General features: G+C 69.7%; 22 protein-coding genes and 1 pseudogene. 11 read left to right on the forward strand and 12 right to left on the reverse strand.

The window, feature by feature from the left end:
- The first annotated feature begins 116 nt into the window (after positions 1 to 116).
- From ACZ407_RS14090 to ACZ407_RS14100, 3 genes and pseudogenes are all read left to right on the forward strand, one after another.
- The gene (locus ACZ407_RS14090; protein WP_468128306.1) at positions 117 to 440 is read left to right on the forward strand and encodes a transposase; all 324 of its coding nucleotides are present in this window, start codon (positions 117 to 119) and stop codon (positions 438 to 440) included.
- Positions 437 to 1,351, forward strand: coding sequence for an IS3 family transposase (locus ACZ407_RS14095; protein WP_468128307.1), 915 nt, complete (start codon positions 437 to 439; stop codon positions 1,349 to 1,351). The genes ACZ407_RS14090 and ACZ407_RS14095 overlap by 4 nt, the downstream gene beginning before the upstream one ends.
- 210 nt (positions 1,352 to 1,561) lie before the next feature.
- Positions 1,562 to 1,612, forward strand: a pseudogene (locus tag ACZ407_RS14100) (hypothetical protein); the annotation flags it as partial.
- Positions 1,613 to 1,958: 346 nt separating this feature from the next.
- On the opposite strand, the gene ACZ407_RS14105 reads toward ACZ407_RS14100, so the two are convergent.
- The 7 genes from ACZ407_RS14105 to ACZ407_RS14135 form a co-directional block, all read right to left on the reverse strand.
- Entirely contained in the window at positions 1,959 to 2,423 is a 465-nt protein-coding gene (locus ACZ407_RS14105; RefSeq protein ID WP_468128308.1) for a helix-turn-helix domain-containing protein, read from the reverse strand.
- Positions 2,420 to 2,980 (reverse strand): hypothetical protein, encoded by a 561-nt coding sequence (locus ACZ407_RS14110; protein ID WP_468128309.1) that lies wholly within the window; start codon positions 2,978 to 2,980, stop codon positions 2,420 to 2,422. Before ACZ407_RS14110 ends, ACZ407_RS14105 begins: the two co-directional genes overlap by 4 nt.
- A gap of 1,231 nt (positions 2,981 to 4,211) precedes the next feature.
- Positions 4,212 to 5,174, reverse strand: coding sequence for a hypothetical protein (locus ACZ407_RS14115; protein ID WP_468128310.1), 963 nt, complete (start codon positions 5,172 to 5,174; stop codon positions 4,212 to 4,214).
- A 124-nt stretch (positions 5,175 to 5,298) separates the two neighbouring features.
- Positions 5,299 to 6,492: a DUF6087 family protein gene (locus ACZ407_RS14120; RefSeq protein WP_468128311.1), complete on the reverse strand. Its 1,194-nt coding sequence runs from the start codon at positions 6,490 to 6,492 to the stop codon at positions 5,299 to 5,301.
- 507 nt (positions 6,493 to 6,999) lie between these two features.
- Complete coding sequence (locus tag ACZ407_RS14125; RefSeq protein WP_468128312.1) at positions 7,000 to 7,767, reverse strand: UDP binding domain-containing protein; 768 nt, start codon at positions 7,765 to 7,767, stop codon at positions 7,000 to 7,002.
- An 88-nt stretch (positions 7,768 to 7,855) separates the two neighbouring features.
- Positions 7,856 to 8,746, reverse strand: a complete 891-nt coding sequence (locus tag ACZ407_RS14130; RefSeq protein WP_468128313.1) for a glycosyltransferase family 2 protein — start codon at positions 8,744 to 8,746, stop codon at positions 7,856 to 7,858.
- Positions 8,743 to 10,104 carry a tetratricopeptide repeat protein gene (locus ACZ407_RS14135; protein WP_468128314.1) on the reverse strand — a complete coding sequence of 454 codons (1,362 nt, stop codon included), beginning with the start codon at positions 10,102 to 10,104 and terminating at the stop codon, positions 8,743 to 8,745. Before ACZ407_RS14135 ends, ACZ407_RS14130 begins: the two co-directional genes overlap by 4 nt.
- A gap of 142 nt (positions 10,105 to 10,246) precedes the next feature.
- Between ACZ407_RS14135 and ACZ407_RS14140 the strand changes: the two genes are divergently transcribed.
- Positions 10,247 to 11,341: an NAD-dependent epimerase/dehydratase family protein gene (locus ACZ407_RS14140; RefSeq protein ID WP_468128315.1), complete on the forward strand. Its 1,095-nt coding sequence runs from the start codon at positions 10,247 to 10,249 to the stop codon at positions 11,339 to 11,341.
- Here ACZ407_RS14140 and ACZ407_RS14145 read toward each other — a convergent pair.
- Positions 11,338 to 12,213 (reverse strand): glycosyltransferase family 2 protein, encoded by an 876-nt coding sequence (locus tag ACZ407_RS14145; protein WP_468128316.1) that lies wholly within the window; start codon positions 12,211 to 12,213, stop codon positions 11,338 to 11,340. The genes ACZ407_RS14140 and ACZ407_RS14145 overlap by 4 nt on opposite strands.
- Before the next feature lie 83 nt (positions 12,214 to 12,296).
- Here ACZ407_RS14145 and ACZ407_RS14150 point away from each other — a divergent pair, with 83 nt between their 5' ends.
- The 4 genes from ACZ407_RS14150 to ACZ407_RS14165 all read left to right on the forward strand — a co-directional run bounded on the left by ACZ407_RS14150 (position 12,297) and on the right by ACZ407_RS14165 (position 15,153).
- Positions 12,297 to 12,995 (forward strand): LbetaH domain-containing protein, encoded by a 699-nt coding sequence (locus tag ACZ407_RS14150; protein WP_468128317.1) that lies wholly within the window; start codon positions 12,297 to 12,299, stop codon positions 12,993 to 12,995.
- 814 nt (positions 12,996 to 13,809) lie between these two features.
- Positions 13,810 to 14,052 (forward strand): hypothetical protein, encoded by a 243-nt coding sequence (locus tag ACZ407_RS14155; RefSeq protein WP_468128318.1) that lies wholly within the window; start codon positions 13,810 to 13,812, stop codon positions 14,050 to 14,052.
- A 478-nt stretch (positions 14,053 to 14,530) separates the two neighbouring features.
- Positions 14,531 to 14,779 (forward strand): hypothetical protein, encoded by a 249-nt coding sequence (locus ACZ407_RS14160; RefSeq protein WP_468128319.1) that lies wholly within the window; start codon positions 14,531 to 14,533, stop codon positions 14,777 to 14,779.
- A complete protein-coding gene (locus tag ACZ407_RS14165; protein ID WP_468128320.1) occupies positions 14,779 to 15,153 on the forward strand; it encodes a toxin Doc in 375 nt (124 codons plus the stop codon). The genes ACZ407_RS14160 and ACZ407_RS14165 overlap by 1 nt, the downstream gene beginning before the upstream one ends.
- A gap of 102 nt (positions 15,154 to 15,255) precedes the next feature.
- Here the strand turns inward: ACZ407_RS14165 and ACZ407_RS14170 are convergent, their stop codons facing one another.
- The 4 genes from ACZ407_RS14170 to ACZ407_RS14185 form a co-directional block, all read right to left on the reverse strand.
- On the reverse strand, positions 15,256 to 16,326 hold the full coding sequence (locus ACZ407_RS14170; RefSeq protein ID WP_468128321.1) for a hypothetical protein: 1,071 nt from the start codon (positions 16,324 to 16,326) through the stop codon (positions 15,256 to 15,258).
- On the reverse strand, positions 16,323 to 16,553 hold the full coding sequence (locus tag ACZ407_RS14175; RefSeq protein ID WP_468128322.1) for a hypothetical protein: 231 nt from the start codon (positions 16,551 to 16,553) through the stop codon (positions 16,323 to 16,325). The genes ACZ407_RS14170 and ACZ407_RS14175 overlap by 4 nt, the downstream gene beginning before the upstream one ends.
- 181 nt (positions 16,554 to 16,734) lie before the next feature.
- Positions 16,735 to 16,890: a hypothetical protein gene (locus ACZ407_RS14180; RefSeq protein ID WP_468128323.1), complete on the reverse strand. Its 156-nt coding sequence runs from the start codon at positions 16,888 to 16,890 to the stop codon at positions 16,735 to 16,737.
- 161 nt (positions 16,891 to 17,051) lie between these two features.
- Positions 17,052 to 17,816 (reverse strand): hypothetical protein, encoded by a 765-nt coding sequence (locus ACZ407_RS14185; RefSeq protein ID WP_468128324.1) that lies wholly within the window; start codon positions 17,814 to 17,816, stop codon positions 17,052 to 17,054.
- Between the two features lie 750 nt (positions 17,817 to 18,566).
- Here ACZ407_RS14185 and ACZ407_RS14190 point away from each other — a divergent pair.
- The 3 genes from ACZ407_RS14190 (at position 18,567) to ACZ407_RS14200 (ending at position 22,671) form a co-directional block, all read left to right on the forward strand.
- Positions 18,567 to 20,699 carry a pentapeptide repeat-containing protein gene (locus ACZ407_RS14190; RefSeq protein ID WP_468128325.1) on the forward strand — a complete coding sequence of 711 codons (2,133 nt, stop codon included), beginning with the start codon at positions 18,567 to 18,569 and terminating at the stop codon, positions 20,697 to 20,699.
- A 665-nt stretch (positions 20,700 to 21,364) separates the two neighbouring features.
- Positions 21,365 to 21,835, forward strand: coding sequence for a hypothetical protein (locus tag ACZ407_RS14195; RefSeq protein WP_468128326.1), 471 nt, complete (start codon positions 21,365 to 21,367; stop codon positions 21,833 to 21,835).
- A 494-nt stretch (positions 21,836 to 22,329) separates the two neighbouring features.
- The gene (locus tag ACZ407_RS14200) at positions 22,330 to 22,671 is read left to right on the forward strand and encodes a hypothetical protein (RefSeq protein WP_468128327.1); all 342 of its coding nucleotides are present in this window, start codon (positions 22,330 to 22,332) and stop codon (positions 22,669 to 22,671) included.
- Positions 22,672 to 23,043 lie beyond the last annotated feature (372 nt).

Raw genomic sequence — 23,043 nt, forward strand, 5'->3', positions numbered from 1 at the left:
CGCTCAGGGTGACGCCAACCGAGCTAAGTGATCATCGGAGTCGCCACGTTCCGCGAGGGCGGTCGTGACCTTCCCCTGGTAGCGCGGAGTCGTGACCAGAGGGGAAGTTGAGGGTCATGGCGGGGAAGAGGCGCTCGCGCTCGTACGACGCGGAGTTCCGCGCGGGGGCGGCACGGATCGTGACGGAGACCGGGAAGTCTGCCGCGGAGGTCGCGCGGGACCTGGGTGTGCAGGCGAGCACGCTGCAGAACTGGGTCCAGCGGGCCCGGGCGAGGGCGGACGCGGAGGCGGCCGGGGGGTTGAGCGAGTCCGAGCGCGACGAGCTGCGCCGGCTGCGGGAGGAGAATGCCCGGCAGCGCAAGGAGATCGCCGAGCTCGGGATGGAGCGCGATGTCCTCAAGCGAACGGTGGTCCTGTGGGTGAAGGGGGCGATGAAGTGACGGTTGCGGCCTTCATCGCCGACCAGAGGACCGAACACGGTGTCCCGCACACGATCTCCTGCCGGGCCCTCGGGGTGTCCGGGTCGTGGTTCTACAAGTGGCGCCGCCGACCGGCCGAGCCGACGAAGCGCGAGGTCAGACGGGCTGAGCTGGCCGAGCGGATCCGTCATTTCTTCGCGGCCTCCGGCAACACCTACGGCTCGCCGAGAATCACCCTGGATCTGTGGGCGGAGGGCTGGCAGGTCTCCGAGAACACCGTCGCCAAGATCATGGCCGAGCTCGGCCTCCAGGGCCGCAAGCCCCGGCGTCGGCGCCGGTCACTGACCCGGCAGGGCAGGCGGAAGGTGGCCCGTGACCTGGTACTCCGCCGCTTCGACGCAGTCTCACCCGATGTGTTGTGGGTCGGGGACATGACCGAGATTGACACCGGCGAGGGCAAGCTCTACCTGGCCACTGTGATCGACCTGTTCTCCCGCCGCCTGCTCGGCTACGCGATGGGCGCCCACCACGACACCGGCCTGGTCAGCGCCTCCCTCACGATGGCCGCGGCCGCCCGAGGCGGCCAGGTAGACGGCGTGATCTTCCACAGCGACCGCGGCAGCGAATACACCAGCGCCGCCTGCAACCAGTTGTGCGACCGACTCGGCGTGGTCCAGTCCATGGGACGCGTGGGCTCGGCCCTGGACAATGCCGCAGCCGAGAGCTTCCACTCCACGATCAAGGTGAAGTACATCCACCGGCACCGCTTCGCCACCCGGACCGAGGCCCGGATCAAGATCGCTACCTGGATCACCGACTTCCATAACACCCGACGCCGGCACAGCTCGGCCGGCGGCCTGCCACCCGTCGAGTTCGAACGGTTCATCAGCAAGACACGAGCCGAGGCCCATCAGGAGGCCCAGGCCGCATAACGGAGGACTCCACGATTACAGGGGATTGACAGTCGCGGTGGTATTCGGCCCCGTCTCGCGCGCGAGATTGCCGAGCAGCAGCGGGCCGCGTCCGTCACGGCCTGCCACGACGCTGGCACCGCAGCAGCGCTCCAGGAGACCTGCTTCACCCCGTACTTCCACCCCTACACGGACACCGACATCGCCGGCTGTGAACTTGACGGTGCTGTCATGAGCATCATCGCCCTCGGTGTCGGCCTCGCCACCGGGCTGGGCCTCGCTGACAACGCCCACGCGCTGCTGATGAACCGCGGACTGGCAGAGGCGGTGCGCCTCGGGCCGCTTCAGGGGCCCGGGGCCGTTGAACTGCTGGGTCCGGTCGTCGTCCTCGTGAAACGGCTCGAGGATGAGTTCGGCAAGCTGACCACGAGGTTCCTCGGTCGCTGCGGTCTGCGCGGTACGCGCTTTGGAGGTTGTGGCCGGCCGGTCGGCCACGGGGTGGCCATGCTGCCCGCGTCAGCCTCGACGCGGGCCAGGCTGCCACTGCGCTCGGGCTGTTCCAGGGTGCGGCGCGGCGGTTGCCGGCGCACCCGCTGGCACGCGTGTGGTGCGGTCCGCGCGTGGTGTGTCAGGGGGCGAGGTGGAGTGTGGGGCGTGTGGTGGTGGGGGGTGGGTCTTGTTGGTCGGGGTGGGGGTCGAAGTGGGTTCCGGTGCGGGGGTCGTTGCGGCGTGGTGGGCGGATGTTGCCGGTGGGGAAGTTGAGGGGCCAGATGTGGGTGGCGGGGTCTTCGATGTGGTTGATCATGTGGGCGAGGGATTCGTAGCCGGCCAGCAGGGGGTGGATGAGGACTTGGCCCTGTTTGGTGCGGGGGTGGATGATCCCGAGGTCTTTGAGCTGCCCGACGGCTCTGGAGATCGCGGCCTGGCTCATGCCCAGTCGTTCGGCGAGCTCTCTCTGCCGGATGCGGACGAGGCCTGCGGGCTGCTGCCGGGAGGTGAGGATGTCGAAGACGTCCCGGGCGGAACGGGTCAGCTTCGCGTTGGGGAGCTGTTCCCAGATTTCGGGGTTGTGGAAGGCGGCGACGGTGTTCATCGGGGCCCATTCTCCGGCAGAGGGATGACGATCGCACGTGCCTGGAGGACCTCGGCGCCCAGCAGTTCGAGCAGCATGTGGTGTTTGCGGCTTCCGAACCGGTACGCGTAACGGGGGTTGAGCTGGTAGCAGCCGCGCCGCGCAGCTTTCCAGACGAAGTGGTGCCGGGCCAGTACGGCAAGAGACCTGCTGATCTTGGCCTGGGAGCAGCCGAAGTGCGCGCCGAGTTCCTTCTGGCTGACGGTGACGAGACCGTGTTCGTCGTGAGTGGCTGCCATCAGGTCGAGGATGTCCCGGGCCGTGGGCGGGAGGTGGAAGCGCCATAAGTTCTCCACCAGGACCTGCGAGACGTTGACGTGGGTGCCTCCGTGCAGGCCGTAGCGCCGGGGCGGAGGGTCGGCGCTGATGAAGCCCCCGTTGCGGCCGATCCGCTCCAGCGCTTTGACCAGCTGCTGGTTGGTGGCCTGCGGATCATGTGCGGCAGGCTCCGGGGGTGCGGGGGCCAGGCGCGCCTGCGGGGATACGGGGGCGGGCGTCTGCCGGGCGGGGTGGGCCACAGTACTGCTCCTTGATCCTCAGACCATGCATGAAAAATATACCAAGCAAGATATTTTTTGCGGGAGTTGTCCTCGACTGCGTTGCCCTCTGCCGTGTATGCAGCTACGTGCATACAAGCCGGACCTTCAACAGGGGCTGTATGCACGCCGGCTGCATACAATCCAGGCATCCGTCCAGGTCACAGGCGCGCCGCTATCTGTTAAGAGGCGCACCCGCCCCCGTTGGCTTGAGCGGGGCGGACCGGGTACGCGTGTCGAGCCCGTCCTGCGACCTTGGGAAGGCCGCCAACGGACAGACGCGGCAGGGCGTCGGCTGAGGTCCGCACTGAGCACGGCGCCGGCACGGGGGTGACGGTCTCGGGGGCGGCCCCCGAACCCCCGCTCGACGCGTTCCCGCCCCGCCCCAGGGGGCGTGCCGGACCCGCGCGGAGCAGTGACCGCCCCGCCCGCCACCCACCAGCACCCGCCGCGTACCCAACGACCGTGACGTCTCTCGATGGAGGGGCTGGTGCCGGTGGGGGCGTGCGAGGCCCCTGCCGCCCGCAGACCGCGTGCCCCTACCGCGAGGGCTGGCATTCTGGGGCCGAGGTCGACAACTCCACCTGCCCGGCGAAGCGTCGTGTGAAGAGGAGGCGCCACGCCACGTCCTTCCTTCCGTAAAGACGATCGAACTCGACCACCCAACGGCGCCCACCTCACCGATTTCCTCACCACCGCCACCCTCCGGAGGTCACGGAACGAGAACCACCCATCCGGTGACGTGCTGGTGAGTCACCGCCCCGGAGCACGCCCCCCGCCGCAGCCCGCACAGTAGGCCGCGAACCTCACCGGCGTATCGGTGAGCAGTCGGCAGCCACCCCGACACAACTCACCAGCGCGTTGACGGACCCCCCTCGGCACTGATGGCGATATGCCGATTCGGGCCTGGCCGGAGCGGCCTGACTTCCCAGGTCAGGCCTGCGTCCGGGAACGTTGCGGCAGGGCATGCCAAGCCGGTGGAGGGCCAGTTCGCTGGAGGACGCGGCGTTCCCGGACGTCGACGTTCGCTTGGAGGCCAGAGAGTCCACAGCGGAGGTCCTGGTCGTGGTCGCCGCGGCGGGCAGCCCGCCGCCCCGCCGCCCCGACGTCCGGGGTGCCGTGCCCCGGCCCGGAGAATCCACTCCTCCTATGAGCGAAGCCTGGCCGAGCGGCCCTTGTCCGAGAGAAAAAGGGGGAGGCAAGGTGGCGCCCTTCAGCCCCCCGGGTGCAAGGGGTGCGACCACCGGACGGGGTGGCCGTCCGGTCCGTCGGTGAGCCAGGAGCCGTCACCCAATGGCTTCCATGCGTACGGGTTGGTCGTCTCGAGGGCAATCTCGCCGCGGTCCGTCCCCGAGCTCACGTCCACCAGGTGGTGGCGGAACCACTCCTCCTCGTCCTCGCTCTCGCCGCCCACCGTGACGACAGCCGTATCCGGGGTCAGATAGCCACCGCACCATTCCATAAACGTCTCCTCCGGGTCGTATCCGAAGGCCTCGACGGAGAGAGTGAACAGCCTGTCCCCACTGGGGTGCTGGTGGAAGGAGACGTCCTGCTGCCCGTGGTCGACGGTCATGAACTGCTGCCCGCCGGGCGCCAGGTCGATCAGACACCGGTCCGACCACGGGAAGGCCACGAACGCCGGCCCACCGCCAGCCGGTACTGCCCCTCGGAGAACGACAGCGCCGTCCTGGCCCTCACCGATGTCGAGGTAGACGCTGCCGTCCACGGGATGCACGTGGTGGCCGCCGCCGTGCCCGACCGTCTCCAGCTCGTGGCAGGCCAGGACGCGCCCGCTGTCGGCATCGTGCACGACCCACAGGTCCCGGCCGCCGCGCCCCGCCATCGCGTCCGGTCGGTAGACCCAGACAGTCCGGCCGTCCAGCGACAGCGCGCACCCGGGCCGGTGGCCATGGCGTACGTCGGAACGCGGCTCGAAGTCCGATGCCCACACCAGGTCACCGGCGCGCGTGAGGCACACGACCTGGTTCAAGGTCGTGTACACCACCCGCTCCAGATCCGGCCGTACCACCGACTCCACAACCTCGTCTCCGGCCCGCGGCTGGAAGACCGCCGCCGGCTCCAGCGCCCCGAAAACGCCGGGCTGTGTCAGATAAGCACGGATCTGCCCAGCTCGGTGACGTGTGATGACCTTGGCAGGGGGTGGTGCAGGAATCATCTGCAGAGGCTAACGCCCGGGTTGGACAACTGAGTGTCCCGCCCGTGTTTGCATCGCGATGTGAGCAGCGAGGAGTCGCGGCAGACAGACTCCTGAGGCCGGGTGCGGCCGCTTTTCGGAAGGTTCATCCGTTCGGCTTGCGGTGTTTGCCGCCTTGCTTCTTCGGAGCCGGCTGTCCCTGTTCCCGTCCCTGTGCCTGTGCCTGTGGCTGGGGCTGGGGTGCGGGGTTGAGGATGCGGCAGGCGGCGGCGTAGTCATCGGCCACGGTCACAGCAGTCCACTGGAACCCGTCCCACTCCAGGATCAGGCGCGGAGCGTCGGGGGCGAGGTGAGCCGCCCGCTGGGGACCGGCACCGAGGGTGACTGCCTTGAGCTCGCCCGGCTTGCGCAGGCGTCCTTCACGGCGTGCGGCCCACCGGTCGAGCGGTTCGTCTTCGGGGTTCATCGTCGTACCTCCGTCGAGCAGGTGCAGCACCCTACCGGCCCCCGGCTGTATGGCGCCCCTTGTTGCGGTCACTCGCACGGAGGCATCGAGGTCGGGGACGGGTGGCGTGTCGGCCAGGCCGAGGGCCGTCAAACCTCGGTACCGGCGAGGTAGGCACAGGAACTCGCCCACCGAGACTGCCAGCGGCCCGCCGGAGGCGGCCGGATACGTGAACCCCTCGCCTGCCTCGCCGTGGGGGGTGGTGTCGGGGGCGGCGACTTCACCGGGCGCCCCGGTCACCCGGACCGGGCCGCCGCCTTGGCCGCCGATGCCGGAGACTGCGAAGTACCGCACCGCCGCACCTTCCAGCACGCCGCTGTCGGCGCCGGCCTGGTCGCTGATCGCGGCGACGACCACCGTCCAGCCGCCCGCGGTGAACGACGTCCGCACCGCCATCACCCGCACCCCGCTGCCGACCGGCACGCCCTTCTCCGCCCGGGGCCACCGGGGAAGATCCACATCCCCTGCCAGGGCACGGACCGCTGCCGAGGCGGGGCTGTCGGGACGGGCGTCGTCGGCGCGCAGCCACAGGTCGACGAACAGTTCCGCGACCCCGGCCGGATCCGTCGGCTGCTGCACGACAGCCTCGGCCCGGCCGTGAGGCGCAGCCTGCACGATGGTGGCGCGCGGCATGCCGATCGCGACGGCCAGGGCGAGGGGGCCGGCGGCGAGCGCGGCCCAGACTGGGACGCGTACGAACCGGCGCCCGGCCGGGACCGGTCGGCGGGCGGGGACGGTCTCGGGCCGCGCCGTGCGCAGGCCCGGGGTCGGCTTGCCGTGCGGCTGTCGGGCTGCGGTGCGGCGGCGGGGGGTGGGTGAAGCGTTTGCTGTCATCGAGGACGCCTTCCGTTGGGGTGCTGTCGTGCTGCACCCCTACGAAACGGCGGCGACCTCACCGCTTTCCTCACCACGACCACCCCGCGGGGGTCACGGAAGGAGAACGGAATTTCCGCTGACTCACCGGTGAGTTCACCGGCAGGCGGGGGAACCTCTCCACTGCAGGTCAGCGCCTTGCAGGGTCGGAACCTCACTACAGTCTTGGTGAGGTCCTCCCGCACCTCACCGGTGGACTCACCGGACCTCACCGGTGAGTTTCGCGACCTCACCAGTGACCTTGGCCGGACCTCACCGGTGAGTTCTTGGGACCTCACCGGTGACCTCCTCCCGCCCCTCGCCGGTGAGTTTTTGCGGGCCTCACGGGTGTTCTCGTCTGACCTCACTGGGTGGCTGCCGGAACTCACCGGGTCTTTGAGGACCTCACCGGTTCGCAGGCTGGGGTTGGTGGGGTTGTGGGTGTGGCCCGGGAGGCGGTCGCCTTCCGGGCCACAGTGCAGGGGCGTGTCAGGGGGTGGTGGGTTGGGTGCCGAGGGCGAGGTGCTGGAACGCGGCTGCTTCCCACGCGTCGCGGCCGAGGACGGTCCGGGCGTCGATGATGCGGGGGGTGTCCATGACGGCGGCGATGTCGGCGGGGTTGATGCTGCGGTACTGCGGCCGTTCGGTGAGGTGGAGCAGGTCCTGTGCTCCGGCTGCCGCGCGGAGCGGGGTCTCGGCGGTCGCGAGCTGGGGGTGGTGGGTGGTGACGTTGGGCAGGGCCATGGGGTCGTGGACGACGACGTGGGTGCCTTCGGCGGCGAGGTCGAGGGCGATGCCCGGGGCGGGGGAGTCGCGCAGGTCGTCGGTGCCGGGCTTGAACGCCATCCCCACACGCTGATCCGGCTTCCGGTGAGGTGGCCGCCGGCCTGCTGGCGGGCGAGTTCGACGGTGCGCCGCCGGCGGCGGCTGTTGATCGCGTCGACCCCGGAACAGTGTGCCTTCGGGCACGCCGAGCTGTTCGGCTGTCCAGTAGAGGGCGCGGATGTCCTTGGGGATGCAGGAGCCGCCGAAACCGGCGCCGGGGGCGAGCATCGCGGAACCGATCCGCGGGTCGTGGGCGAGGGAGGCGGCCGGCGCGGTGATGTCGGCGCCGGTCTTCTCGCAGAGCGCGGCCATGGCGTTGATGTAGGAGATCTTGGTGGCGAGGAAGGTGTTCGCTGCGGACTTGGCGAGCTCGGCGGCGGCCCAGTTCGTGACGACGAGGGGGACGTCCATGGCGAGCCAGGGCTGCCACACGGCCCGCAGGGCGCGCTCGACGCCGCGTTTTTCGAATGCTGTGCTGCGGTGTTGCGCGACGGGGTGGGAGCTGGGGGGCTCTGGCGTGTCAGATGATGGGTGGCCGTCCGAGTCGGGTCATGTGCCATGCGGTTCGCCAGCTGATGGGGTGGCGTGGTGGGCAGGGGGTTCGTACGCCCTCGAAGAATCCGGCCCACCATGACTTCAGTCCGGCCAGCGGAGGGCGTTGTACCAGGGTGTAGGCGGCCCATGTGGCCAGGTACACCGGCACCAGGACGGCGGGCAGGTTCCGTTTGGCCAGCCAGACGCGGTTGCGTCCGGTGTTGCGGTAGTAGACGGCGTGGCGCGATGCCGGGGTTCGTGGGTGTTGGAGCAGCAGGTCGGCGCGGTAGTGGATGTGCCAGCCGGCGTCGAGGGCCCGCCAGGCGAAGTCGGTTTCCTCGTGGGCGTAGAAGAATTGTGCGGGGAACGCGCCGACTTCGTCGATGACACGCATGCGGATGGCGTGGGCGCCGCCGAGGAAGGTGGTGACCGGCCCGGATACGAGGGGGTCGGCGCCACCGAGGCGGGGGACGTGCCTGCGCTGGGAGTGCCCTTCCTGGTCGGCGATGCGGAAGCCCACGATCCCGAGCCGGGGATCCGCAGCGAAGGCCTCCGTCAGTCGGGCCAGGGTGTCGGTGTGGGGCAGCAGGCCGTCGTCGTCGAGGACCAGGACGATATCGACGCCGCCGTGTTCGCGCAGCCACTGCACCCCGGCGTTCCTGCCTCCGGGGATGCCGAGGTTCTCCGGGAGCTCGACTGTCGCCACACCGTCGGGGACGTCCGGCAGGCCGACGCCCTGGCCGAGCACGACGACCGTCGCAGGTGCTCCTTCCTGGGCAGCCAGCGATGCGAGAAGGGCCTGGAGCTCCTTGCCCCGGTCTCCCATGGTAAGGATGACGACGCCGACCGCAGGCAGGTCCGCTGCATTTCTGCTCATGCTCCGGCCCGCAGGAGGTCGGTGGCTCGCTGGTGCAGGGCATCGGCCCCGGGGATCTTGCGCCTTCGGTAGCCGGCCGTCGTGCCCTGGATCGAGGCGATCTCCTTCCGGTTCCGGCTGGAGGTCACGCCGTCCATGAAATCGAGAGAGCGGCTCCACAAGGCCATGGCCTCCTCGTGCCGGTGTTGTGCGGCGACGGATTTGCCGAGGTTGACCAGGGTGAGCGCGTGCACGCGCTGATAGGCGCCGGGTGCGCGGCCCCGGAGCGCTGCGCGGTAGTGCTTCTCGGCTGCCCGGTGGTCCTTCATCTCGGTGAGGGTCTTGCCGGTGTGCGAGGCGACGGTGGCCGAGACGGGCCCTGAGGCCGCGGCGTACGTCGGCACCATGTCGTCCGCGGCCAGCATGGCGTCTTCGGCCGACAGCAGCGAGGCCGCCGCTTTCCCGCCATCCCCGCCGGCCCCGTATGCCCTGGCGCAGGTCACCAGCAGCAGTGCCTCGGTCTGCCGGTCGACCTTGCCTGCCGCCCGCCGCAGTGCTTCCTCCGCCAGGCCGATGCACGAGGCGGGACGGCCCAGGTCGAGTGCCTGGTGGGTCAGGGCCCGCATCATCCATGCGCTGTGCCCGGCGGGGTCGGACTCGCAGGCCAGCTGGAAGCCCAGCAGGTAGTAGCGCTGCGCGGCGCCCTCGCGGCCCAGGTCGTGATGCTTCCACCCCACCAGGCAGGCCAGCGTGGCCGCCGTCCCGAAGGCACTCCGGCGTACCTGCTCGGACGGAAACCTCGCCCCCAGCATGGGCACGACCGTGTCCGTGAGGTAGGCGGTCACCGTCGTCAGCCCGTGGCCGCCACCCAGCCGGTTGTCCGCGCCACGGAACATCTCGGTCAACTGCGCCACGGTGGCGACCTCTTCGACGCCGACACTGCCGCCGCGCCGGCCGGCCCTGAGAGTGGCGGCGACGGCTTCGTGGTTGTAGGCCAGTGGCAGAGCGACCGCGGATGTCGCGAAGGCAGCGTTGAGGAAGTCCCTGCGACGGAGCATCACGAATCTCCCGAGGTCGGTGGCGCTGGCCAGCGGGTCGGCCCCCAGGGCCTCTCCGATGCCTTCGCAGCCTAGACCGATCTCGGCGAGCGTGACCTTCCGCTTCATCCTTCTGGTGAGGGCCTCGGCGATGTACGCGCGGGTCTGACCACTCGGAGTGCCGCCGAAGACCCACGAGTGGACGGCCGAACGGGACGTGTGCAGCTGCTCGCCAGCCTCGGCGGCGACGGTACGGATTTCCCTGGCCAGCACCTCGTACGTGCAGCCGGCCTCGGCGATGGCGTCCGCCAGCGCGGTGTTCGGACTGCGCTCCTGCGTCAACTCGCACTCCCCGGGCCGATCTTGAACAGATTGAACAGGCTGCCGCACCGCTCACGGTACCCGCGCACAGTGACTGCCGCTTCACTGATTGCAAGGCCGGCCGCCCGCCACGTTCCATCCGATCCCGAATTCTGGAGGCATCGTGCACCACCGCTCAGACCTCGGCGCCCTGGCCGGCGCCACTGTCCTGGTGACCGGCGGCGCCGGACTCGTCGGCTCCCGCATCACCACCCGGCTGAGGGACCTCGGAGCCCGGCCGGTAGCCCTGTGCACCATGAGCGCCTACCCCGAGCACGCGTACGCCGACCTGTTCGGCGTCCGCGCAGGAGATGCCGACGTGATCGTGGGGGACATCCGGGACACGGCGCTGGTGCGCAAGCTCGTCGCGGACTCGGACTACGTGATCCACGCCGCGGCCCTGGCCGACGTTGCCGCCTGTACCCGTGAGCCGCTGGCTGCCATCGACACCAATGTGGCCGGCACCCAGAACGTCCTCGACGCAGTCGCCGCGACGGACCGCGTCCGCAGGATGGTGTTCGTCTCGTCCGCCAGCGTCTACGGCGACGGAAACCCCGAGGAGAGCGACAGTCCCGAACTCCGGACCATGCGCCAGTTCTTGGAGTCCGTCCACGGGCGCATCTCGCCCCAGTTTCACGAGTTCACCCGCATGCGCCCGAAGTCCGTGTACGGCAACACGAAGGCGTGGGGCGAGGAGCAGACCGCGCTCGTCCTCGGCCAGGTCGGCACCTCGTACGCGATCGTGCGCTACTTCTCCGTCTACGGCGAACCGCAGACCGTCAAACCGGCCTCCCACTCCTGGGTCGTGGCCTGGTTCGCCGCGCGGGCCCACCTCGGCCTCCCGCTCCACCTCAACGGCGGTGGCCGACAGGTACGGGACATGGTCCACGTGGACGACATCGCCGAAGGCACCGTACGGGCCCTGACCAGCCCCCGCGCGCACACCGAGACCGTCAACATCGGCACCGGCGTACCCACCAGCATCCGCAAAGTCGCCCAGCTGGTCCAAGCCCACTATCCGAACACGCCGCTGCTGGAGACCCCCCTCCCGGCCGGCGACCCCATCGGCGGATACGCGGCCACGCGGCGGATGGAGAGTGTTCTGGGTTGGAAGCCGAAGGTGACTGTCACTGAGGGGGTGGCCCGCTACGTGAAGTGGCTCCGGGACACCCCGGCTGCCGCCCCGGACTGGCTCAGGCGCCAGCCCGCGTCGGCTTAGATGACCGGGGGGCGGCCCAGCCGGGTCAGGCGCCAGACGGTCCGCCAGCGCATGGGGTGCCGAGGACCGCCGGATGTCCGCAGGCCTTCGGTGAAGCCTGCGAACCAGGCTTTCAGCCCTGCCGCGGACCGGGTACGGGCCACGGTCAGCGCCGTCCACACGCCGAGGTACGCCGGCACCAGTGGGGCAGGCAGGTGGCGTTTGGCCAGCCAGACGCGGTTGCGGGCTGTCATGCGGTAGTAGACGGCGTGGCGGGCGGGGGAGGTCTTGGGGTGCTGGAGGACCAACTGCGGCTCGTACAGGATGTCCCAGCCGCGGTCGATCGCCCGCCAGGCCAGGTCGGTCTCCTCGTGGGTGAAGAAGAAGGCGTCCGGCCAGCCGCCGGTCTCCTCCAGCATCGGCATCGACAGGGCGTGTCCGCCGCCCAGGAACGTCGTCACCAGGCCTCGGCGCATCGGATCGCCGGCCCGCAGCCGGGGCACGTGCCGGCGCTGGGTGGTCCCGGTCTCGTCGGCGATCCGGAACGAGACGATGCCCAGCCGCCGGTCTGCCGCGTACAGGTCGGCGATCCGCCGGAAGACGTCCGCCTCGATCAGCAGCCCGTCGTCGTCCAGGTCCACCAGGACATCGACGTCCCCGAAGTCCCGCAGCCGCCGCCAGGCGACGTTCCGCCCCCCGGACACCCCGAGGTTCTCTTCCAGCTCCACCCCGGTCACCCCATCGGGCAGACCTTCAAGGACCGTCCCGTTGCCGACCACCACGACCCGCGCCGCCGGCTCGTCCTGCTTGGCCACCGAGGCCAGCAGGGCCAGCAGCTCGGGCATCCGGTCGCCCATCGTCAGCACGGCGACTCCCACACGCGGCCGGGTCACGACCACCACCACTTCCTTCAGAGGCCAGGTGAACGGCGAGCGTACCCCCGCCGAACCCCAGCCCCGCACGAAAGGCCACGCCAGTGGAACAGATCATCCTCGGCGACTACGTCACCGCCCCCACCACGGGAGCCATCGCCACCACCGCATATGGCGGCCTGGAGAAGTTCGAGCTGGCCGCGTTCCTGGCCCAGTGGACAGGCCTTCAGCGCGAAGCCCTGGTCACAGTGGGGGAGGACCGGCGCATCCACCCCTCCGCGTTCATCCACCCCACGGCGGTCATCGGCGACGACGTGATCGTCGGCCCCGGCGTCAAGGTCCACGAATTCACCACCGTGAGGAAGGGCAGTGTCCTGTGCGCCGGCGCACAGATCGGTTTCAACTGCGAGGTCACCGCCGCGTTCATCGGCGAAGAAGCCGTCCTCGGCCACCGCATCGGCGTCAACCGCACGATCCTCGGGGCCCGAGCCCACCTTTCCGCGAACGTCACCGTGGCCGCGATCAACATGACCACGGACATGCGCACACCCGACCGGGAAGTGATCATGCGGACGGGCAACGGCCTTTATCGGTCCGGCACCACCCGCTTCGGCGCAGTCATCGGTGACGGCACCCAGGGCAACAACATCAGCATCGGCCCCGGCGTCGCCATCGGCCGCCGCTGCCAGATCACCAGCGGCGTGACCCTGGCCATCCGAACCGTGCCCGCGGACTGCACCGTCACCGCCCCGCACGCCATGGAAGCAAGCATCCGACGGCGCCGGACCGCCTCCACCCCCTGACCCTCGACAACCTCCACAGTGAAGCGCTACGACCCCAGTTCCAGAAGGGTCTGGTACGCACCCGCCCCGAGCGGCTGCTCCAGACGCTGCCCGGCCGGCCCCGGCGCGTCCTGCAGAGCGCGCTGGCGTAGTCCGGGCGGGCCCCGTGCCGCCCGGTTCGACCCCGCCGCTGGGCCGGTGCCCGCAGGGAAACATGAGGGGGAAGATCGGGCGGAAGATCAGGGGGAATATCCGGGGGACGATCAAGGGGAAGATCTGGGGGAGTGAATTTCCGCGCCCGCGCGCGTCGTGGCTGGTCAGGGCCTGTTTTCCGCTGGTGAGTTGCCGGACTTATAGGTGGGAGGGGGCGGAGGGGAAGGGGAAGCGGGTGAGAGATGGAGTGGATGGAGGAGCGGATCGGGGGTGGAGCACAGGGGGTCGGGTGAGGAGGGAAGAGGAGAGCGGGCAGGGGGAGGGGAAGAAGGTGGAGAGTGCGGGTGGAGAAGGCGTGTGGGCGAGGAGAGCAAGGGCACCTTGTGGCGTGCGTCAAAGACTTCGCCGCACCCCGCGGCGCCCGTGGTGCTGGCGGGCGAGGCCTGCGGGAAGCGGACCGCCGCCTGCGGAGCGACCAGGGCCGGTTTGGTACTTCTTTGGCCCTTGCAGGAGCTGGCGGAGCGGGGCTGGCCTCCCGCGTTCCTCGCCAAGCGGCTGGGTACCAAGTACCCGGGCCATTGCGGTGATGCCATCCCGGCCGCTGTTTCGCAGGCATGGCTTCGGACCGGGCATGCCGGAATGACACCTCCTCCGGCATCCGCAGCGACAAGGTGACCCGGCTGTGCCCCTCGCGGTAGTCGCTGTAGGAGACCTCGAACTCCTCACCGTGCTGAACGTCTTTGAGCAGCTCACGCAGGACGAACCTCGCCACTGCCAAGTGCTCGGCCCGATCCCGTGGAGGAGCCGCGGAGGCAGCCAGGTCGCCAGGAACGTCGCCACGTCCTCGGTGGTCGCCTCCGCCTCCATCTCCTGCCGGCTCCCCACCGCTTCCAGCGCCGCCAGCCCGACCGTGCGGGGGTCGTAGAGGCCCTGAGGGAAACGCTGCCACGCCTGGCGCTGATCGATCCGGTGCAACGGCGCCCCACGGGCCAGGACCGAACTGCGCCGGACGAAGCCCGGCTCGGCCACCAGAGCCCGCCACTCGTCCACTCCATCGGGAACCGCGGGCGCCGAAGCCAGCAGCCGACGTTCTTCCCGGTCCGTCAGGGACTCGACCACCGAGTCGAATTCGTCCGCCTCGACCGGGTCCGAGCAGTCGAGGAACTCCTTGTGTCCTGTCACGCCCACAGTGGAGCAGCAAGCACCGACAAACCACCCCAAAAATCAGCAGACAGGTAACCGGTTCGGCGCGCACCCGAACGAATGATTCGCACAGCACCGACAAGCGGCAACCTTCAGACCGCAAGCGGCTGACGACTCGCCCCCTGACCGCCTCTGACCTGCAGCGAAGGACTTCGCCAGACCCTCCCCCTCGCAGGTACCTGATAGGTACCATCGCGGGTATGCCGTCCTTGAACATCACCTTCACCGACGAGGAACTCGAAGCCGTCCGCGCCGCCGCAGCCGCCGAGGGCAAGTCACTGAAGCAGTTCGTCCACGACCTGCCACTTCGCGAACAGCAGCGCGTGCAGTTCGTCCGCTACGCACTGTCCTGGGGCCAGGCACACCGGGACGAGTTCGACGACGCCTTCCCCGACGAAGCCCCGCCCGCTCCCACCTCTTCCCACGGCCGCGGAGCGGAAGCCGCCTGATGATCCTTCACATCGACGTCCCCTGGCTCCTGGACGTCCAGGAACAGGCCGTCCCCGAAGACGTCAGCATCGCCGACTACTCCGCCCTCGTCGCCGCAGTCGCCCGCCACAAGACGCGCATCCCGCGCCCCGACACGGCCGACCCCGACCCCGCCTGGCGAGCCGCTGCTCTCCTGCACACACTCATCCGGCTGCAGCCCCTTCCGCACCGCAACAGCCTGTACGCCTGCCAGGTCACCGCCGCCTACATGCACGCCTCCGGCCAGGCCATCGACCCCCCGCACGGCGCCCTTGTCGACCTCGTCCGCGACATCAAGGCCGACAAGATGACCGTGCACGAAGCCGCCGACCGCCTCCGGACCTGGACCACCTGACCCACCCCGACCCGCGGCCGGCCCTGCGCCGCGGTGTGCCGTGCTCGGCCGCCGCCCCGCGGGCCCCTCCCCGAGAAGCGCGTCGCCCTACCGTGGGCGCTGTCAGCCGTATGGCCAGCCGAGGGCCGTACATAATGCTTGGATCTCGCACCGTGTGCTTTCCGAGGCTGCGGGGTGGATGGCGAGGCCGATGTCGGTCAGTTCCGGCGAGTCAAGGCTCTGGCGCATCACTGCGACGGCTGCAAAGGCGTAGTCGGCGGCGATCTCGTGGGTCCGCATCGCCTGGGCGAGCATCGGGGCCCAGACCCGGGCCGGTCGCAGCCATGCTGCTCCGTAGCGTGAGACGTCGACGGCCAGGATGACCCGGCCCGGCAGTGACCGGCCTTGTGCCGCCTTCCGCTCGTCGAGTCCTGCCTGCAGGACGGCGTACTCGGCCGACGCGAGGGGGCCTTGGACATCGCCTGCGACCGTCTCCCACCGAATGGCGCCGTCGGGCGTCAGCTGCGCGGTGACGGAGAGGGCGCCTTGGTTCTTCACGGCATCACCCAGCGGGACGCTGACCGCCGTCGTCGTGTCACCGGCGGCAGCCATGGGTGCCAAGGCGTCACAGACGGCAGCTGCCGTATCAGCCAGCACGCGGCTGGGGTAGCCGCTGAAGACAAGAGAGACACCCAACCTCGCATGGCCGGCGAGGACATCGCGTTCGATCTGTTCGCACACGTCGGTGACACCGGCCGGCTGGATGCCCGTGACCTCGATGCCCAGCTCAACGCCTTCGGAGGAGAGGATGAAGTCCGGATTGCGAATTTTTGTGTTGCCGAGCCGGTAGTCGATCCGGCCGGCGTCCAGCGCCCGGGCGAGCACGTACTCGGCACGGTCGTTGAGCACATCCCCCAGCCTCTTACGCGCGGCGAAGTCCGCCTGCTTGGGCTTCCACCGCTGCGCATCGTGAGCTTCGAGGCCGCTCAGGAGCTCCTCGAAGGCGTCCAGGCCGCGCACGAGGTCGTCCTCCTGCCAGGCCAGCACAGGGTGCTGCGCATGCGCCCCGTGCAGCCATCGGTCGAGGACGGGCCGGGAACGCAGCGGCGCCTGGCCGAAAGGACCGTGCAGACCGGGAGAGTGTGCGCCGAGCTGGGCGGCTGCGCCCTTGGCCCGCTCCGGGTGCGGGATCACCGGCCGCGGCCGACGGGCCGGCTTTGGAGAAGGGCGTGGGCGAAGGCCGCCGCGTAGGGGTTCACGGCCCCGTCGTCGTCGCCCTCGGCGGCATCCTCCAGCCACATGGCCAGCGGGCCTCGCAGGGCGATGTCCACCCGCGGGTTGCCTTCCCGCAGTGACTGGACGGCCAGCTCGCAGGCCTCGGCATCGGCCAGGTCCTGGCCGTACGGAACGGACGTGCTCATGTGACGGGCCTCCACGGCGACGCACAACGGTGCCCGGAAGGGCACCCCTGGTGCCAGCCTACCGAGCAGGTTCGCACCCCGGGGCGCCCGTTTTCGATCCGCTCTGGCCTACTGCAGGACGGGCCGGTTGGCGGATGTGTACTCGCCCCCGATGTCGAGCACGCTGGCACAGCGGGGGCATTCACCTGCCGAAGAGGTAGGCGCCTGCGTCGGTGAGTGTCTCGTGGCCGTCGTCCTGGATGCGTTGGCCGAGGTGGGTCCGGATCCCCCGGCCGGTGACGGCGGAGGTGGCACCGTGCCTGCCCGAGGTTACCTGGCGGGGCACCCGCAGGAACACGGGGGCAGGATCACGGCCCGGGCTGGTCTCACGGGAGCGCCCTTGATGGCTGTGCCGCCGGCCCCACCCCGTCCGCGTCGGCCGGCCCCTTCCGCTCAGATTTGCCGTCGCCAGGTCTGTCGAACGCGGTTGCTCAGGCCGGGTTCGGCCCTGGTCGGTCGTCAGTATCCGAGGGCTTTCGCGTCCACAACCTCTGTCTGGGGTGGGGGCTGGATGTCCAGGGGCTGGTCGAAGTGGCTGAAGGAGGTGGTGGTCTGCATGGTCCTGCTCCGGTAGACAGCCTTCAGGATGTACGGCTTGCCCTCGGCAGCCACGAAGTACGTAACCGAGCCGGAGGGGTCCGTGACGTCGGGCACCGTGACCGTGATGGCCCGGCGGCCGTCGACGCGGGCCGGTTTCCCCTTCACCGCAGCGCCGTAGGAACCGAACTCCCACGTGCACTTGCCACGCCCGTCCCCTGGCTTGGCCGCGCTCACCGCACTCTTGATCCAAACCTTCCCGGCCCCCGCCGCGCCCCGGCCCGTCAACTGCTCCAGGTACGCCTGGTCCGGGCGCAGGTAGTCCGTACCCCCGATGCGGATCTGCTCAAGGCTGCCACCCGACGCCCACGTCGAAGTGGCCGCGCACCTGCTCTTGAGATCGGTCCTCAAGCGGCTGGACACGCGCTCACCCTGGGCCGGGCGGCTGTCGAAGGCGATGGTCACGGACGTGAGCGCGTCCATCGTCTCGCCCGCCCTCTCCAGCTGCCCCTGAGCCGACAGCTCCTGCAGAGAGAGCTGCGCCGGCGTGCCCGTCGCCGTGGGAGTGGCCGGTGTCTCCTCGCCGGCCCCTCGCACACAACCGGTCATGGCCACGCCCGACACTACACACGCCAGCCCCACCATCACGGCAATCGACGGCTTCACCACACGCCCCCTCACAGTCATGAGCGGCTCACGCTATCGGTTCGTGTGTCCTGGCGGCTCCACGCGGGTGGGTTTGGACACTCAGGGCGTTCCCAGCCGTGATGACAAACGGGCCCTGCCCCTTCCCACCCTGGAAGGGGCGCGGATTCCTGCTGGTCAAGCCGCACTGCATGCCGCTGCGGTGCCATGCAGGTGGTACGGCAGGGTCAGTCCAGGTTCGCGTGGTGCCAGGGCACGGCGGCCTCTGCCCGGCCGATGAGGAAGCGGATGCCCTGGTTGTCGTCGGGGTTGGTCCAGAGGCTGTTGCGGAACACCGTCGCGGCTTTCGCTGTTTCTCCCAGCCGCCACCATGTCAGTCCCAGTCCGTGCAGTGCCCTGTGGAAGGGCCGGTTGTCCAGCTCGCTCCATGCCAGGACGCCGGTCCCGCGGGCAGCGACAGCTCGGCCACCGCGACAGCGCTCTGGTAGTAGCCCAGCGCTTCGACGAGCGCCTCCTGGTGGGTGTCGGCGCGGGTAAGCGCGTCGATGCCCAGGTGCGCCCAGCAGTCGATCTGCCGCGGGTCTTCTCGTACCGCGGCGATCAGGGCGTCACGGTAGGCGCTCTCCGTACGCGGTTGGGGAGGTTGGGCAGTACGCCGACACCCCGCCTGCGGCCAGGCTAGCGCTCGGGGATGGCTCTATGCCGAGGTCGGGGCCGGCCTGAACCGTTCCCGTCCCCAGGACGTCTTCACGGGCACCCGACAGCACCCGACACCGTGGGAGCCGCCGCACCATGAGCACACTGCACCCGGCAGCGCCGTCCTGGCCGTACTGCGCCATAGAAGCAGACCCGGCCACCGACCCCGTCGGCTGCCGCGGCGTCCACGTCCCCGGCCACACCACGTGCCTCGCTCACCTGGCTGACGCCGATCGCGATGCCTACCTGGCCGGCCTGGCTCCCGGCGCCAGGATCGACCACCGGGGCACCACGTTCAACGATGCCCTCCTCAATGCGCTGCTGGACGCCCTCCGCGACCCCACAACCAGTAACGCCCGCTTAGGCGACGCCCGGTTCGGGTCGGCGACCTTCAAAGGCGACGCCGGATTCGATTCGGCGACCTTCGAGGGGTACGCCGGGTTCGGGTCAGTGACCTTCGAGGGATACGCCGGGTTCGGGTCGGCGGTGACCTTCGAGGGCGACGCTCGGTTCGATTCGGCGACCTTCAAGGGATACGCCGGGTTCGTGTCGACGACCTTCGAGGGCGACGTCTGGTTTAGATCGGCGACCTTCGAGCGCGACGCCGGGTTCGGGTCGGCGACCTTCAACGGCTACACCGGGTTCGATTCGGCGACTTTCAAAGGCGACGCCGGGTTCGTGTCGGCGACCTTCGAAGGCCACGCCCAGTTCGAGGCAGCAACCTTCGAGGTCCACGCCGCGTTCGATTCGGCGACCTTCGAGCGCTACGCCGTGTTCGATTCGGCAACCTTCGAGGACGACGCCAAGTTCGTGTCGGCGACCTTCGAGGCATACGCCGGATTCAGGTCAGCGGCCTTCGAGCGCTACGCCGGATTCGAGTCGGCGACCTTCAAGGGCTACACCGTGTTCGAGTCGGCGACCTTCAAGGAACACGCCCGGTTCGGGTTGGCGACCTTCAAAGGCGAAGTCTGGTTCGATTCGGCGACCTTCAAGGCATACGCCTGGTTCGATTCGGCGACCTTCGAGCGCTACGCCGGATTCAGGTCCGCAACCTTCGAGCGCGACGCCTTGTTTAAGTCTGCGGCCTTCGAGCGCGACGCCTTCTTCGAGCTTGCGACCTTCGTGGGTGCTGTTCGGCTCGGGCCGTTGACCTGTGCCGGGCGGGTCCGGCTGTCCGGTGCGGTGTTCGCCGGCCCCGCCATCCTCTTGTTCGCTGCGCGCCGTCTGGAGTGCCGTCGCACTCGCTGGTCATCGACAGCGGAGATCCGGCTGCGCCATGCCACGGTGGACTTCGCGCATGCGGTGTTCGAGTACCCTCTCACGATCGCCGCCGAGCCGGACCCGTTTCTGCTCGCCAACGGCCAACCGCTCGCCGAGGATCTCTTGGTCGGCACGCCCGGCCCCGGGGTGCGGGTGTCGTCGCTGCGTGGGGTTGATGCGGCCCATCTGGTCTTGGCCGACCTCGACCTGTCGGGATGCCTGTTCGCTGGCACGGTCCACCTGGACCAACTCCGTCTGGAGGGCGCCTGCACCTTCGACACGGCGCCGCCCGGCGTGAGATGGCGGTCTTGGCCGCCGGTGCGGTTCACCGAGCGCCGTGTCCTGGCCGAGGAGCACCACTGGCGTGCTGGCCAGCCGGGGGCGGTGCGGGGCTGGAACGTCGCGGTCCTCGGCGCCGGGCGGACGGGACCGTTGCAGCTGGCTCCGGTGTACCGGGCGCTGCGCAAAGGGTTCGAGGACGGAAAGCACGAGCCGGGGGCCGCGGACTTCTATTACGGCGAGATGGAGATGCGCCGCCACGCCGACGACATACCCCGCAGTGAACGAGGGCTGCTGACCGCCTACTGGGCGCTGTCCGGCTACGGCCTGCGCGCCTCCCGGGCCCTGGCCTGGCTCGGGACGGCCATGTTCCTCACCATCGTCTTGCTGATGGCTTTCGGCCTTGCTCAGGACACCCCGAAGCAGACCGCGACCGGAACCGTCCCGGCCGGCGTGGGCAAGGTCACCTTCGAGATCGACAAGGACGACCCCCAAAACCCCACTGGCAACCGGTTCAGCGGCGAGCGCTTCGAAAAAGCCCTGAACGTCACGCTGAACTCGGTGGTCTTCCGCTCTTCCGGACAGGACCTGACCACCGCCGGCACCTACATCGAGATGGCCTCCCGCCTGACCGAACCCGCCCTCCTGGGCCTGGCCGTCCTCGCCATCCGCAACCGCGTCAAACGCTGACAGCCGCGAGCTAAGGAAAACCGCTGCGAGTGGTCCGACCGAACCGTTCACGAGCCCTACGCGCCTGCACCGTCGATCACGCCCTTGATCTGCGCATAACCTCCTTGCCCCGAGACAACCGACGCGGTCAGCTCCATCCGAGTTGGACTTGGGCTGGCGCAGGACGCCGTCGGCGAGGAGCAGGAGCCCGCCCCCTGGTCAGTACAGGGCGCGGCCGCTGCCGACCCGCCCCCATCGCCGGCAGCGGGCGCGCCCCGGAATGGGAACAGGACCTGCGCGAGGTCTCAGCACGTGGCCCGGATCCGGGAGATCGCGACGACATCGCGCGCACCGGCGCCGCCCGGCCGGACCATGATTGATGGGCGTCGCGCATTTTTCACTGGCTGGCGACAGTGATGTTGGTCTGTTTGTGGTGTCCTGACCTGGGCAGATCGGACGAGAGATGTCGTTGGCTCTGTGTGGGGGTGGCCGGATGGTTGGCTGCGGTCGTTGATGTCCGCCCCCTCCGCCCCCGGTGCCGGAGCCGGTGGTGGTGAGCGCGGACGCCCGCGCGATGTGGGGGCCGCTGACCGAAGGGTCGAGCGCTCCGAACGACCTGGACTTGTCCGACCGGGCCCGCGGTCCTTGAGCAGCTCGGCGTCGGCGGGGCGGCGAACAGCCGGCTGGTGTCCCTCGCGCAGGACTACATCGGCTCCGAACGGGAGACCGCCCTGCTGGTCTCCACCCGGGCCTGGCCCCTGCTCGCCGCGCGCATGGCCGACGTCGCCCGCGGCCCGGAAGGCGAGCAGGGGCTGCGCGCCCGGCTAAAGGCGGGGTTGATGGACAACGGCGCCTGGGAGCAGGGCCCGCACGGAGAACTTGCGGGCCGCATGGTCGGCCAGGTCCTGCGCGCCCTGACCACCCCGCCCGGCGCCCCAATTCCTGAAGGCCCCCGCGCCTCCGCCTCCGCCGCCCGCTCCACCACCACCCCCACCGGGGCCGCGCCCGGCCAGCCGGCCCCCGTGGAGCCTGCGGTGCCTGCGCACCGGCAGCAGGCGGCCCTCGCCAGGACCTCGGGACGGGCCGGTGACGGCCCCACCCACCGGACGGCGCGCGCCGGTCTCCGCGCATGCGCGATCGGCGTCACCTCGGGGTGACAGTGGTCTTCCAGCAGACACGCAGCTCAGCGGGTAGTGAGGGGCAGTCAGCGACCCAACTGCTGGGTCATGTTCACACCCGCCACGTACTTGGGGAGCGGTCCGACCGCCTGTACCTGGATCGCCACAACGCCCCGATTCCTGCATCTATCCGAGGTACAGAATGAAGCATGAGTATGATGGAGCCATGGCCGTGGGCCCCAGCCGGGTGGAGCGCAGTGAAACCCGGCGGTCCGAAGCGAAGCGTAGGACCCCGGCCCGAAGGGCCGGCCTTGCTCGGCGAAGCCGAGCCCGCCGAGCGCAGCGAGGCGGTTCGTTGGCACAGCGCGCAGCGCTGTGGGACCCGCTACGTAGGCCGAATGAGCCGCACAGCATCGCCATCATCCGAAGGAGTGAATCTGGGGGGCAGGCCAGGCCGGTGGTGCATCCAGGAAGGAACTCGGGTGGGAAATCCTGACGCCGGAATCCCCGGTTCCTTCAAGGAGAGGACAACCATGCGACTCCGTAACGCCGTCATCGCATCAGCCAGTGCCCTGCTGCTCGCCCTGACGGCCTCCAGCCCGGCCCAGGCCGCCAACGGTGAGTTCGTCTACACGTACGTCGGGGCCGGAGGGATCAGCCTCCGCGGAGCCCTGGCCGAGCCCGAGAGCCGGGTGTGCATCGACATCCCCGAGACGGTCGGCAACAACTTCCCCGCCCTCGCCCCGCGCAACCTCACCGACGCCACCGCGATCGTTTTCCTCGAAGCCGACTGCAACGGTGATGTCTTCCACGTGATGCCCCCCGGCAAGAGGTTCGGGGAGCGGCTCCGGTTCCGGGCCGTCGTCTTCTCGTAATGACCCACTACCGCCGGGGACGGAACACTCCCTCCCTGGCGGTAGTCGTAACAGTGGATGGAGCACAGCGGACCCACCCCTGGAGCGAAGCGCAAGGGCGTCTCAAGCCCCCCATCCTCCGAAGCGGATTGGGGACCCCCGGGGGAGCGCAGCGGACTCCGGGGAAGCCTCGAGCGGAGCGAAGAGGCTCCGGCTGAGGACCGGGGTGGGAGCGCAGCGGACACCCCCACGGATCGCCACGCCGTGAAACAGAGTCACTTCCTCCGCTACACGCTGGAAGACCCCAAGGCCTGCGGAGCAGGCCCGTTCGTGGTGGAGCGAAGCGGAACCACGAACAGTCCGCAGCGAAGCGAAGGACTCCCGGCCGAAGGC

Source organism: Streptomyces sp. NPDC030809, assembly GCF_055572195.1.